Source organism: Pseudarthrobacter sp. S9 (genome assembly GCF_050156545.1).
Lineage (GTDB): Bacteria > Actinomycetota > Actinomycetes > Actinomycetales > Micrococcaceae > Arthrobacter.
Window position 1 is genome coordinate 1,027,914 of sequence record NZ_CP189576.1, and the last position, 12,490, is coordinate 1,040,403.

Annotated in this window: 12 protein-coding genes and 1 pseudogene; 4 read left to right on the forward strand and 9 right to left on the reverse strand. The window is 66.7% G+C overall.

All coding sequences use genetic code 11. The features are described from left to right. Positions 1-281: 281 nt before the first annotated feature. Together ACQCSY_RS04785 and ACQCSY_RS04790 are read right to left on the reverse strand one after the other, a co-directional pair. On the reverse strand, positions 282-1,058 hold the full coding sequence (locus ACQCSY_RS04785) for a hypothetical protein (protein ID WP_427133627.1): 777 nt from the start codon (positions 1,056-1,058) through the stop codon (positions 282-284). Between the two features lie 125 nt (positions 1,059-1,183). Then, complete coding sequence (locus tag ACQCSY_RS04790; RefSeq protein ID WP_427133629.1) at positions 1,184-1,759, reverse strand: helix-turn-helix domain-containing protein; 576 nt, start codon at positions 1,757-1,759, stop codon at positions 1,184-1,186. A gap of 257 nt (positions 1,760-2,016) precedes the next feature. Between ACQCSY_RS04790 and ACQCSY_RS04795 the strand changes: the two are divergent. Continuing rightward, positions 2,017-2,957: pseudogene (locus tag ACQCSY_RS04795) on the forward strand (sodium:solute symporter family transporter). A 187-nt stretch (positions 2,958-3,144) separates the two neighbouring features. Here the strand turns inward: ACQCSY_RS04795 and ACQCSY_RS04800 are convergent. Further along, positions 3,145-3,351, reverse strand: coding sequence for a hypothetical protein (locus tag ACQCSY_RS04800; RefSeq protein ID WP_427133631.1), 207 nt, complete (start codon positions 3,349-3,351; stop codon positions 3,145-3,147). 258 nt (positions 3,352-3,609) lie between these two features. On the opposite strand from ACQCSY_RS04800, the gene ACQCSY_RS04805 reads away from it, so the two are divergent. Both ACQCSY_RS04805 and ACQCSY_RS04810 read left to right on the forward strand, forming a co-directional pair. After that, positions 3,610-4,818, forward strand: a complete 1,209-nt coding sequence (locus ACQCSY_RS04805; protein WP_427133633.1) for a VIT1/CCC1 transporter family protein — start codon at positions 3,610-3,612, stop codon at positions 4,816-4,818. After that, entirely contained in the window at positions 4,818-5,783 is a 966-nt protein-coding gene (locus ACQCSY_RS04810) for a matrixin family metalloprotease (RefSeq protein ID WP_427133635.1), read from the forward strand. Before ACQCSY_RS04805 ends, ACQCSY_RS04810 begins: the two co-directional genes overlap by 1 nt. Positions 5,784-5,787: 4 nt before the next feature. Here ACQCSY_RS04810 and ACQCSY_RS04815 read toward each other — a convergent pair whose 3' ends face one another. From ACQCSY_RS04815 to ACQCSY_RS04835, 5 genes are all read right to left on the reverse strand, one after another. Next, positions 5,788-6,933 (reverse strand): LOG family protein, encoded by a 1,146-nt coding sequence (locus tag ACQCSY_RS04815; RefSeq protein WP_427133637.1) that lies wholly within the window; start codon positions 6,931-6,933, stop codon positions 5,788-5,790. A 92-nt stretch (positions 6,934-7,025) separates the two neighbouring features. Then, entirely contained in the window at positions 7,026-7,802 is a 777-nt protein-coding gene (locus ACQCSY_RS04820; protein ID WP_427133639.1) for an SDR family NAD(P)-dependent oxidoreductase, read from the reverse strand. Between the two features lie 27 nt (positions 7,803-7,829). Beyond that, positions 7,830-9,203 carry an MFS transporter gene (locus ACQCSY_RS04825; RefSeq protein ID WP_427133641.1) on the reverse strand — a complete coding sequence of 458 codons (1,374 nt, stop codon included), beginning with the start codon at positions 9,201-9,203 and terminating at the stop codon, positions 7,830-7,832. 196 nt (positions 9,204-9,399) lie between these two features. Continuing rightward, a complete protein-coding gene (locus ACQCSY_RS04830; protein WP_427133643.1) occupies positions 9,400-10,107 on the reverse strand; it encodes a FadR/GntR family transcriptional regulator in 708 nt (235 codons plus the stop codon). 14 nt (positions 10,108-10,121) lie between these two features. Then, entirely contained in the window at positions 10,122-10,622 is a 501-nt protein-coding gene (locus ACQCSY_RS04835; RefSeq protein ID WP_427133645.1) for a polyketide cyclase / dehydrase and lipid transport, read from the reverse strand. Positions 10,623-10,662: 40 nt separating this feature from the next. On the opposite strand from ACQCSY_RS04835, the gene ACQCSY_RS04840 reads away from it, so the two are divergent. Next, positions 10,663-11,433 (forward strand): gamma-glutamyl-gamma-aminobutyrate hydrolase family protein, encoded by a 771-nt coding sequence (locus ACQCSY_RS04840; protein ID WP_427133647.1) that lies wholly within the window; start codon positions 10,663-10,665, stop codon positions 11,431-11,433. A gap of 9 nt (positions 11,434-11,442) precedes the next feature. Here ACQCSY_RS04840 and ACQCSY_RS04845 read toward each other — a convergent pair whose 3' ends face one another. Continuing rightward, entirely contained in the window at positions 11,443-12,477 is a 1,035-nt protein-coding gene (locus ACQCSY_RS04845) for a Gfo/Idh/MocA family oxidoreductase (RefSeq protein WP_427133649.1), read from the reverse strand. Positions 12,478-12,490 lie beyond the last annotated feature (13 nt).

A 12,490-nucleotide genomic window follows, 5' to 3' on the forward strand; every position in this document is an offset into this window, starting at 1 on the left:
TGGCGCTCCGACGGCGCCGAATCGGCGAGACCATTTCAACTGCGGGACTGTTGCACGTCTCCGCAGATGACGCTACCCACGGCATGTTTCAGTCAGGCTCTTCTGCCTTTGCGCCCACGTTACGAGGAAGGCCCGGGAATTAAATCGTCGTGTCCGGCCTGTTAGCAGCATGTGACGCACATCTCACCACGCCCGGCACCCGGGCGGGCGGGCGGGCCGGCGCACGTCCCCTGCCCGCCCGCCTGGCCTCAGCTGAAGTTAAGGCTCACTGTATTTAAGGCTCAACTGTATTTAAGGCTAAACAGCAGCCGCTTCAGCTGGCTGTACTGCTCCGTGGTCATCCACGCCTTGGCGGCCTCGACGGAGGCGAAAGCCGGACTGCCGAAGATGACCTTGGCCTCGGCGGCGCCGTTCGGCATCTGGACCTGGGAATAGCCGGCGTCGGGGAGCGAAGGCTGGAAATCGCGGTCCCGGCGCACTCCCATATGGAAGTCCGGCTGGTCAGCGAAGGAATCAAAGGCAAACCCGAAGGAAAGCTGCTCGCCGGCCGCATCCTTGAGTCCCGGCACCGGTGCGGTGTCCAAGACCGTGCGGAGCACCGGCCCGGTTGCGCCACCGGCGTAGGTGCCGCTCGTGACGGACGCCAGCTCGTTACCGGTGGCGTCGGCAAGAACGGCCCGCACGCCGTCCGGGCGGCCGGGAGTGGCGCCAGGGGCCGCGGACTCCACCACCCGGATGGACCAGTCACTCGGGTACGAGAAGGACAGATGCCCGTCAGGGAAGGTAAAGGATTTCACTCCGGCCACAGGCGCCGTGCTGCCCGTAGGCTTCGCCGCCGTCGGGGTGGCAGGAGGCGGAGCGGCAGAAGCGGATGCCGCGCCGGCCGGAGCGGAGGCCTGCTGCGCCGGAGACGCTGCCGAAGCGGCCGGGGTGGCAGACCCCGTGCCCTGGTCTCCGGCGGCCCGCTGACCACCTGCGGCGCACGAGGTTACGCCCAGCGCGGCGGCGATGGCGGCTGCGAGTGCCAGTGACAGAAAGACGATCTTGCGTTGATTCATGGATTCCCCCGTTGAAGCTGAGCTGAACGATGGCCGGATGACGACTCGTTCCTTATGTTTCCGGATGGCTGTTTCCGGACGGCTGTTGTTTCCGGACGGCCCGGACTGGTCACTGCGCCGCTGCCCTAGCGGCTGGCGGCCGGCACCAGCACCCACAGCACCTCGACGGCGTCGTCCGTGGGGTTGACCCAGGTGTGCGGTTCCCGGCCCGGGAACGTGACAGTGTCCCCGGTGTGGAGTTCGAACTCCTCGTTGGTGAGGATCAGCCGAATGCTGCCCTTGACCACATGCAGCACGTCGACGTCGCAGTCCACGGCGTACAGTTCGGCTTCGCCACGGCCCCGGGGGTCGATCACCGCCTGGATGATCTGGACCCGGCGTTCGGAGCGGGCAGTCAACAGCCGCTCCACGATCCCCTCTCCGCCGAGCGAGATCCGGGGACCTTCATTGCTCTTGGTGAGGTGGGTTTCCGGTGCGGCAAAAAGATCACCGATCGAGATGGAAAGCACCTGGCACAGCGTCACCAGGGAGGCGACCGAGGGTGAGGTGAGATCCCGCTCGACCCGGCTGAGGAAGCCCTTGGTCAGCCCGGTGGCATCGGCGACCTGTTCTATGGTGAGCCGCTGCGACTGCCGCGCGGCACGGATCCGGGAACCGATGGCAACGGGAACGTTGCTCGGTTCAACTGGTAGAGCCTTCATTTAGGAACCTTTCACGGCCGGCCGCTTGGCCCCATCATTGGAGCAATCCTAGCCGGATCGGGGTCCAGTCACGCCTGAAGCGGCTGCGGCGCGGAATGCGTCTTGACTGTTACCGGGATCACAACATACTCTAATTGGCAACAAGTGTTGCCTATTAGGCAATCGCCCGAGATTGCCCAGGGGCATCCTCCTCCAACACACCGTCAAGTAGCAGCCGAATTGCCGCGCGTACTGTTGTCACGGCCAAGGAGCCTTCTATGGACGCACGTTTCGTCAACATCGCCATTGTGGTGGTGTACCTGGCCGCCATGCTGGCGTTCGGGTGGTGGGGCAAATCCCGCACCAAGAACAATAGCGACTTTTTGGTCGCCGGCCGCAGGCTCGGCCCGTTCCTCTACACCGGCACCATGGCCGCCGTCGTCCTCGGCGGCGCCTCGACCGTCGGCGGCGTGGGCCTGGGCTACAAGTTCGGCATCTCCGGCATGTGGCTCGTGGTCGCGATCGGCTCCGGCGTGCTGCTGCTCAGCCTGCTCTTCGCCGGCACCATCCAGAAGCTGAAGATCTTCCAGATCGACGGCATCGGCATCCAGACCTGCTTCCGATCAGAATCGGCGGCCTGGTGCTCGCCGCGGCCGTAGCCGCAATGATGTCCACCGCCTCCGGTGCGCTGATCGCCGCCGCGACAGTGGCACGCGCCGACGTCCTCCCCTTCGTCGCCAGCTGGTTCGGCAAGAACATCAACACGGAGGACACCGACAACCCCGAGCACGACGTCAAGGCAAACCGCATGTGGGTCCTGGGCCTGGGCGTGGTGGCGATCGTCATTGCCATCATCACCACGGACGTTGTGGCTGCCCTCACCATCGCCTACGACATCCTCGTGGTCGGCCTCCTCGTCGCCATCCTCGGCGGCCTGGTGTGGAAGCGCGGCACCGGCGTGGCCGCCGCCGCCTCCATGGCGGTCGGCTCGGTCATCACGCTCGGCACCATGATCACGCTGGAGATCAACGCCGCTGCCCCGCTGGACGGCATTTACGCGAACGAACCGATCTACTACGGCCTGATCGCCTCCGCCGTTGTCTACGTGGTGGTGTCTCTGCTGACCAAACCCACCGACGCGCACGTCATGAAGAACTGGTACCGGCGCGTCGCCGGCCAGGCATCCGTCGAAGAGCCAGTGATGGTTCCTTCCCGGTAGAGATTGGGGCAGGCCCTTTCGTGTCGACTCCGTCGCCACGTAGGGACCCTGCTGCCCCACTCTAGCCCGGACTGCCCGTGACGTACGACGGCGGCGCCTCCCTACAGGGAAGCGCCGCCGTCCTGCTGCGGTGGCGTTGGCCGTTGACGGCGACGATCGGCGCGTAACGGGCCTGTCATTGGCCCGCTTAGTCCGTGTCCTCCGGCTCACGGAACTCGTCCGCGTCCAAGGGCACCACCCGTTCCTCGGCGTCGACGAACTCCCCTTCGGTGGCCTCCCCGTCCTCCTCAGCCCAGTCCTCGTCAACCGGAGCGTCCTCGGCAAAGTCATAGGCGGGATCGGACTCGACTGTGTCCCGTTCGGGCTGGGTGGCGTGTGATCCGGTGGTGTCCATGATGCAACCTCCGTGTCTGGTTGAGCGGCCAAGGGCCGGGATACGGGAAGACCTTCCCTGACAATCATCAGAGCACCGGGAACATCGACGGTCAATAGCCGGCGCCTGGACGGCGGCGAACGCCCGAGCCGGACCGCATATTTTGAGGGCCGCCTAAACTTCCGGGCGAGGAATACCGGCCGAAATTCAGCGTAAAACGAGGGTAGGCTTGGAGCTGCAATGGGGCCGAACCATGCCCTATCAAGCCCAGGAGCCTTCGTGTCTCAGCACGCCCCATCTGACCAAAACCACTCGGACCAAAACCACTCCGATCAAAGCCACTCGGATCAGGATCACCCGGACCATCGCCCCGATCACGGCGCTGCCGCATCCCGTCATGCGGCCCCGGCACCGAGTGCCGCGGACATCAAGCGCTGGCGCCAGTATCTCGCCGACGAGCGCGCTGAGGCCGCCGTCTACCGTGACTTGGCGCAGAACCGCAGCGGTGAAGAGCGCGCCATCCTGCTCGCGCTGGCCGAGGCCGAGGGACGCCACGAGGCGCACTGGCTCGCGTTGCTGGGCGAACACGCCGGCAGGGCCCGCCATGCCTCGCTCCGGAGCCAGTTCCTGGGTTTCCTGGCGCGCCACATCGGCTCGGTGTTCGTCCTGGCCCTGGCGCAGCGGGCCGAGAGCCGCTCGCCGTACGCCACTGACCCGACCGCCACCCCCGCGATGGTCGCCGACGAACAGATCCACGAGGAAGTGGTCCGCGGTCTTGCCACCCGGGGCCGGAACCGGCTGGCCGGAACGTTCCGGGCTGCTGTTTTCGGTGCCAACGACGGGCTGGTCAGCAACCTGTCCCTGGTCATGGGCATGGCCGCCTCGGGGGTCGGGAGCCACGTGGTCCTCCTCAGCGGCGTGGCGGGGCTCCTGGCTGGGGCGCTGTCCATGGGCGCCGGGGAGTTCATTTCCGTGCGTTCGCAGCGGGAACTCCTGGCCGCGACCCGCCCGACGCAGATCACCCTGGCCGCGGCGCCGTCCCTGGATATCGAACACAATGAGCTCCTGCTCGTCTACCTGGCCCGGGGAATGTCCCGGGAGGCGGCCGAACACCGCGTCGCGGAGCGGATGGGCCTGCTGGACTGCGACTGCGATCCGAGCCTGTCACTGCGGCCGGAACTGCCCGAGACCCCGGACCAGCACGAGGCGGTCGGCACCGCCTGGAGCGCGGCGGCGTCGAGCTTCTGCTTCTTCGCCTCCGGCGCGATCGTGCCGATCATCCCCTTCCTCCTCGGCATCACCGGACTGGCGGCACTCGTGGTGAGCGCCGTCCTGGTGGGCTTGGCGCTGCTGTTCACCGGCGGCGTCGTCGGGCTGCTGTCCGGCACCTCCCCCACCACCCGAGGCTTCCGCCAGCTCGCCATCGGCATGGGGGCCGCCGGCGTGACGTACCTGCTGGGCATGGCGTTTGGCGCGGTGGTCGCCTAGTGGAAGGTCCTGATCTCCGGGACCGCACGCCGCGACACAGCCGCTCCAATACCGCCCTGCGGATAGTCAGGAACCTCGCAACTGCCGCCCTGATTGCCGGTGCGGCGTTCCTCGCGGCCGGACTCGTGTACGGCGATCCCCGCTTTGTGGGGCTCTTCGAGGTCAACCACGGCGCGGGACCGAATGGCCGGCCCGCCGGCCACGCATCCGGCAATTCATCCGGCAACTCATCCGGCCAGGCGAATGCCGAGCAGGCCGCCCGGCAGCCCGGCGTCCCCGCCGGCGGATCCCGCACGGATGCCCCGCCGCCGGGACTCGAAGAGCAGGACAAACCGCTCGGAACGCCCCGGAAACCGGCCGCCGCCAGCACCTCGTATAAGTTCCTCGCCACGAACGAAGACGGCACTCCCGTGGGCTACTCGCCGTGCCGCCCGCTGCACTACGTGGTCAACGCCGGACTGGCCCCGCAGGGCGCCGAACGGCTCGTGGAGGACTCCATCAGGACCATCTCGCTGGCCACCGGAATCAAGTTCATCAACGACGGTCCCACCACGGAGGTCCCGTCGCAATCGCGCGCCCCCTACCAGACGGACGCCTACGGTGACCGGTGGGCGCCGCTGCTGATCGCCTGGACCACGCCGGAACAGGCCCCGCAGCTCAAGGGCCCGGTGATTGGCACCGGCGGCAGCACCCACTTCAGCTTCGGCGACGGCCCCAAGAGCTTCGTCACCGGGAGCCTGGAACTCGATGCCCCGCAGATCACCGAAGACCTGGACCGGGCGGACGGGGCAGCCTATGCCACGGCCGTGATCCTGCACGAACTGGGACACGTGATGGGGCTGGAGCACGTTGACGACCCGGCCCAGCTCATGTACCCGGAGATCGGCGCCCCTGACGGCCTGGCCGCCGGAGACCTCAACGGCCTGTACGAGCTCGGCCATGCCCAGTGCCGCAAGGACTTGTAGCCGCCTAGTTACCCGGCTGGGCGTCCAGCACGGCGAGCGCTTCGTCCACGGTGTCGACCAGGAAGATCCGGTTTTCCATCCGCCGGCCGGAGGCGAGGCTCTGCAGCAGGGGCCAGGCCGGGAAGCGGCGCAGCCAGTGCTCCTGCCCCACCAGCACCATGGGGGTGATGGTTTCCGGGGCGCCGTAGTAGTTCTCGCAGGCGTCCTGGAAGATCTCCTGCACGGTGCCGCCCGAGCCCGGCAGGAAGATGATGCCGCCGTTGCAGAGCTCGAGCAGGATGGCCTCGCGGACGGCGTTGGCGAAGTACTTGGCGACGTGCGTGGCGAAGAAGTTCGGCGGCTCGTGCCCGTAAAACCAGGTGGGAATCCCCAGCGACGGATTACCATCCGGATAGCGTTCGACGACGGCGGCGGCCGCGCGCGCCCACGCCGACACCGAGGGACGGAAGGAAGGGACCGCGGCCAGGTCGTCCAGGCCCCGCCGGACTTCCTTTTCCGGTGCCTCGCTGAGGAAGGCACCCAGGTTCGCGGCCTCCATGGTTCCCGGCCCGCCGCCGGTGGCGACCATCCGGTTGTTCCGGGCCAGCAGCCGGCCCAGCCGCGCGGCCTCTTCGAAGCTCGGAGAGCCGCGGCGGGCGGCGTGGCCGCCCATGACCCCGACCAGAGTGCGTCCGACGCAAAGCTTCGAGCGGGTCAGCTCGTCGAGGGCGTCGCCGATCGAGTGGTCGTGCAAGGCCGCGGCGAGCGTCGCATCGAGGCGGTGGCGCTGGCCCCGCCGGATGCTCCACTGGTACACCCTCGCATCCAGGGTGTCCTCGTAGCGTGAGGTGGCGATTCCCGCATACAGTTCTTGCGGGGTGTACAGCCGGCCGCGGTAGGGGTTGAACGGCACCGCCTCAAGCCTGGGGAAGATGAGGGCGCCCCGGCTGCGCAGCGAATCCTCCACGCCGTCGTCGAAGGTGCAGCCCAGGAAGATCGCACCCTGCACGTCCATCGCGTCCAGCGCTGCCCGGCGGCCGCGCAGGTCCAGTGACTGGGCATGCCAGCCCTGCATGCTGCGCGCCCCGGCCGCAACCAGCCGGTCGAAGCCGGCCAGGCTCTCGACTTCAAGCGTGCGCGGGCTGGGGTGCAGGCTGCGGGCGGCGCTCATGAGGCCAGCCTAGACCGTGGCACTCCCGCGCTCCTCCAACAAATACCAGGCGCCCTGCGGAAAATCCGGCAGGGCACCTGGGCGCGAACGGGTCAGGAAACCTGGAGCCCGCCGTTGATGTCATACGTGGCGGCGGTGATGTAGCCGGAGTCCGGTCCAAGCAGGAAGGAGATCAAGGCCGCCACTTCCTCGCGGGTGCCGACCCGTCCCATCATGATGCCCTCCGACATCTGCGCCTTACGCTCCTCGGAAAGCGTGCCGCCCATGATGTCGGTGTCGATCGGGCCAGGTGCAATGGCATTGACTGTGACCCCGAATTCGCCCACCTCACGGGCCAGGGCGCGGGTGAACCCGATGATCCCGGCCTTGGACGCACTGTAGGCAACCTTGGAGTAGGTGCCGCCGCCTCGCTGTGCAGAGATGGACGAGATACTCACGATCCGCCCGAGTTTGCGCTCGATCATTCCCTTGAGGACCCGCTGGGAAACGATGAAGGTTCCGCGCATGTTGATGGCAAACACCTTGTCCCACTCCTCCACGGTCGTCTCCATGAACGTCGTCGGGGAGCTGATACCGGCCAGGTTGGCCAAGGCAACAATCGGGGGCAGTGAGCCTTCGATCTCGGTGATCGCCCGGTCAACGGATGCCGCGTCGGACACGTCTGCGCCTACGCCCACGGCCTTCACCGCGCGGTTGGAGCCGATCTCGGCGGCGGCGGCCATGGCGTCCTCAGCGTTGATGTCCAGGATGGCGATGGACCAGCCCTCGCTGGCCATACGGTCCGCAGCCGCGCGGCCAATGCCGCGGGCCGATGCGGCGCCGGTCAGGACAACTGTGCGTTCGGCGGGGAACGTGGTGATGGAGGTCATTTCGTGTTTTCCTTCGGGAATTCGGGGTCAGGAGACTTTGGCAGGCGCGACCGCTGCAGCCGCGGCAACTGCGGAATCCAGGGCGGCGTCGCCTTCGGGGCGCTTGCGTGCGTAGAGATAGGTGGCCGCCGCAGTGAGGCACAGGCAGAGCGAGAGGAACAGCAGTCCGCTCTGGTTGTTGCCCGTGGCATCCTTGAGCAGTCCGACGGCGTACGGGGCAACGAAGCCGCCGAGGTTGCCCAGCGAGTTGACCAGGGCCAGCCCGGAAGCGGCAGCCGCACCGGTCAGGGCCGCGGAGGGCATGGACAGGAACGGGGCAATGGCGCCGTAGATGCCCATGGCCGAGGCCGTCAGTCCGATCAGGGCCAGGACCGGGTTGACCGGCAGCAGGTACCCGGCGGCCAGCAGGCCCATGCCGGCCAGCACCATGCTGACGGCGGTGTGCCAGGCGCGCTTGCCGGTCCGGTCCGCCCGCTTGCTCCAGAAGTACACAAACACGGCGGCCACCGTGTAGGGGATGAAAACGATGAACCCGATCTCAGCAGTGGAGAACTTGCCGAGGGCGGAGACGATGGTGGGCATCCACAGACCCAGTCCATAGATACCGCAAACCAGGCCGAAGTACAGGGCGGAGTAGGCCAGGGTGCGCTTGTCCTTGAGCCCGGCCAGGAAGTTGTGGTTTCCGGACTGGGACTTGACCGCCAGTTCGGCTTCCATGGTGGTGGCGAGCCAGTTGCGCTCGTCGGTGCTGAGCCACTTGGCGTCCCGCGGACGGTCCGTCATAAGGATGGGGGTCAGCAGGCCCAGGAGAATGGCCGGGATACCCTCGACGATGTAGAGCCACTGCCAGCCCTGAAGGCCCATGACGCCGTCCATCTGAAGGAGCAGGCCGGACACCGGGGCACCCAGCGCATTGGACACGGGCTGGGCCAGAATGAAGATGCCCAGCACCGTCACACGCTGCGCGGCGGGGAACCACAGCGTCAGGTAGAACAGGATCGCCGGGAAGAACCCGGCTTCGGCCGCGCCCAGCAGGAAGCGGACGATGAAGTAGGTGCTTTCGCCGTTCACCAGGCACATGGCCGTAGCGAAGATGCCCCAGGTGATCAGGATCCGGGCCAGCCATTTCCGGGCGCCGAACCGGTACATTCCCGCGTTGCTCGGAACTTCGAGGAGGGCGTAGCCGAGGAAGAAAATCCCGGCGCCCAATCCGTAGGCAGCGGCGTTCAGGCCGATGTCCTCGCTCATGGTGAGCTTGGCGAAGCCCACGTTGTTGCGGTCAAGGTAGGCAACGAAGTAGAGCAGGACTATCAACGGCATGACGCGGCGGCGGACCTTGCGGAGCGTGCGGTCGCCCAGTTCGCCGAGCCCTGTGGACTTTGTGGCTAATGAAGTCATCATCGACCTTCTATCTGGAGGTTCCCTTTCGGCGGCGGTGCCCGGCAGGAATCCGATGGGTATATATGGGGACGTCCTGCCCGCCTGTGTACACGGGATCCAGGATCTCAGTTGAGTCAGATGTCAGACATCTGACTCAAGAACTAGGCTCGATCCTAGAATAGTGATCTGCATTACGTCAAGACCCCTCGGGTGCCGGTCAGGATTTGGTGCCGCGGACGTAGCGTTCGTAGTCCTCGTTGGTCTGGTCCATGTGCTCGTCCATCGCCTGGCGGGAGCGCTCGGCATCGCCGCTCAGGATGCCGTCAAGGACCCGCTGGTGGTAGTCGATGGCGTGCTGCTGGATCTCGTAGACCGCAGAGGTTTCGCGTCGGGTCATGTATAGCAGCTGGCCCAGTTGCCCGAACAATGCCCGGACGAACGGATTGCCCGAGGCCATCAGCACTGCATCATGGAATCCGATATCCGCTTCCACAAAGCGATCCAGATCCCCGGATTCATGGGAGCGCTTCATGTCCGCGATGCACTCGCGCATCCGTTCGGCATGCTCGGGAGTATGGCGTATGGCGGCCAGTGCGGCTGCCCCGGTTTCCACCATGCGACGCATCTCGATCAGCCCCACCGAGACTTGATCGGCTCCGTTGCCGTGGGAGGCCGCCTTAAAGATCGCGTCCAGCCCGGTCCAGTTGTCGGAGGGGTTGACGAAGGTTCCGCGGCCGGCCTTCACATAGAGGATGTTCTGCGCCCTGAGGGCCTTGAGCGCCTCGCGCACCGTCAGCCTGCTGACGTCGTAGGCCTTGGCGATGTCGGCTTCGGGCGGAATGGCGTCATGGGGTTTCAACTTGCCGTCAAGGATGTCAGCGAGCAGGCCGTCGACAAGGTCGTCAACGAGTGTCCTGCGGCCCATCGCGGTTCCCACCTTCAGTCTTGCCTGTTGCTCCCGGTGCCTTCCACATTACAGATGTGGCCGGGCGCGGCCAGATGGGCGTCGAGCTTGGCCAGCGTCTGTTCCAGGTTGGCCGGGTGGCGGCGGAGGTAGCCGGCCAGCCTCAGCAGAATCTTGCCGCGGACACGGCGCGCGTCCCACTGCTCGGTGACCAGGGTGCCGGGCGTGCCGGCTGCGTCCGTGGCAGGCTCCAGCAGATAGCGCCACACATGACCGTAGAAGTGGCGCCAGGCGATGCGGCGGCCTTCCTCGAACTCGCAGACAGTATTGAGGATCTTGTAGTCCACCCGCACGTTCATCTCCATGCCGAACTTGGCGCCGAGGGCCAGCCGCTCGGGGCCGTGCGGCTGCGCACCCTTGACGGTGTCCGAGCCGTCGATGACGCTGTGCAGGGCAGGTCTGGCGAGCACGTCGAAGATGGCTTCCGGGGCCGCCGCGATGAAGCGGCTGCGGGACACGAGATATCTGTTGTTCATCCGGCAATCCTAGTCCTCGGATTCTGTTGCAGAATGAGTCATGCAGACTTCCCGCCACCCCCTCAGCAGCCTGCCCCGCATCGGCATTCCGATCCGCTTCAGCAGTTCTTCCGACCCGGACCCGCGGGTGGCCGAGGCCAACGAACTGTTCGACTACATCGTGGAGCTGGTGCGTGAGGGCGGCGGCGAACCCGTGCTGCTCGCCGCCGCGCCGGCGGACGGCGGCCGGCTCGAAGCGGAGCTCAAGGCGCTCGACGGCGTCGTCCTTCCGGGCGGCGGCGACCTGGACCCCGGCCTCTACGGCAAGGAACAAAGTGCCGTCTGCTACGACGTGAACCGGTCCCAGGACCAGCTCGACCTGGCCGTTGCGCGGCAGTCGATCGACGCCGGCCTTCCGGTGCTCGGCATCTGCCGGGGGCACCAGCTCCTGAACGTCCTCTACGGCGGGACCCTCATCCAGGACATGGCGCCGGGCACCGTGGTGCACAATGAGCCGGCTCCGGTGCACGGTGCGGGCCCGTGGGCCTGGCACGAGGTCCAGGTGCAGGCCGGCACCAAAGTGGCGGCACTGTACGGCAGCGCCGCCGGAGTCACCATGAAGATCGCATCCGGCCACCACCAGGCCGTGGCCCGGGTGGCCGACGGCCTGGCGGTGACGGCCGTGGCCGAGGACGGGACCATCGAGGCGCTGGAGGATCCGGAGCGCTGGGTGGCGTCGGTCCAGTGGCATCCCGAGGCCGTGGAATTGTCCGCCGAGGAGCGCCTCGCACCGTTCCGGGCCTTTGTGGAGGTCTGCCGTAGCCGCCGCTAGCCTTTCATGCTAAAGACTCACCGCGGCGGCCACGCGCACCGGCCGTCCCGTTTCGAGTGATTCCTGGGCCGCATCCGCAACCCGGGAGGCGGCGACGGCGTCTTCCGGTGTGCAGGGATTTTCCCGCCGGCCCAGGATCAGTTCAACGAACGCAGCCATTTCGGAGCGGTAGGCCTGGTCGAAGCGTTCGGCAAAAGTCTTGTGCGGTTCGCCGGAGGGGAAGGTGATGCCTGCTTCGGCTGAGGTCAGGGCCGCCTTCTCGTCCAGTCCCACCATGGCTGACGCCCGGGAGCCCTGGATTTCGAGCCGGACATCATGGCCGGCCCCGTTGTAACGGGTGGCCGAAACGGTACCCACGGTGCCGTCGTCGAACGTCACCAGCGCCAGGGCGGTGTCCACGTCCCCCACCTCGCCGATCGCCGGATCGCCGTTGTTGGAGCCCCTGGCGTAGACCTCCACGATTTCCCGCCCGGTCAGCCAGCGCAGGATGTCGAAATCGTGCACTGAACAGTCGCGGAAAAGGCCGCCGGACGTCGCCAGGAACTCCACCGGCGGCGGCGTCATGTCGCAGGTGACGGCCCGCAGCGAATGGATCCAGCCCAGTTCACCGGCATCAAAGGACCGTTTGGCCTCAAGATAGCCAGCGTCGAAACGGCGCTGATGGCCTATCTGCACGGTTCCGCCATTCTCCGTGATGTAGTCCAGCACCGGCATCGAGTCAGCCACGTTCATGGCCACGGGCTTCTCGCAGAAGACAGGAATTCCTGCGTCAACCCCCGCCCGGATGAGGTCAGGGTGGGTGCCGGTACCTGTGGCTATGACCAGTCCGTCCACGCCAGAGCTGATCAGCTCCCCGACGGAGGGCAGGAATTCGGCACCGAGCCCGGCCGCAACGTTGCGGGCATGGTCCGCCGCGACATCGGTGAGTTTGAGCAGGACGTTGATCCCCTGCGGGTTGAGCACGCCGTTGAGCGCGGAGATGTTGTTGGCGTGCATGACGCCGATGCGCCCCACCCCGACCAAGCCGAGAGTTACGTCTTTCATAGTGCTCCTTGTG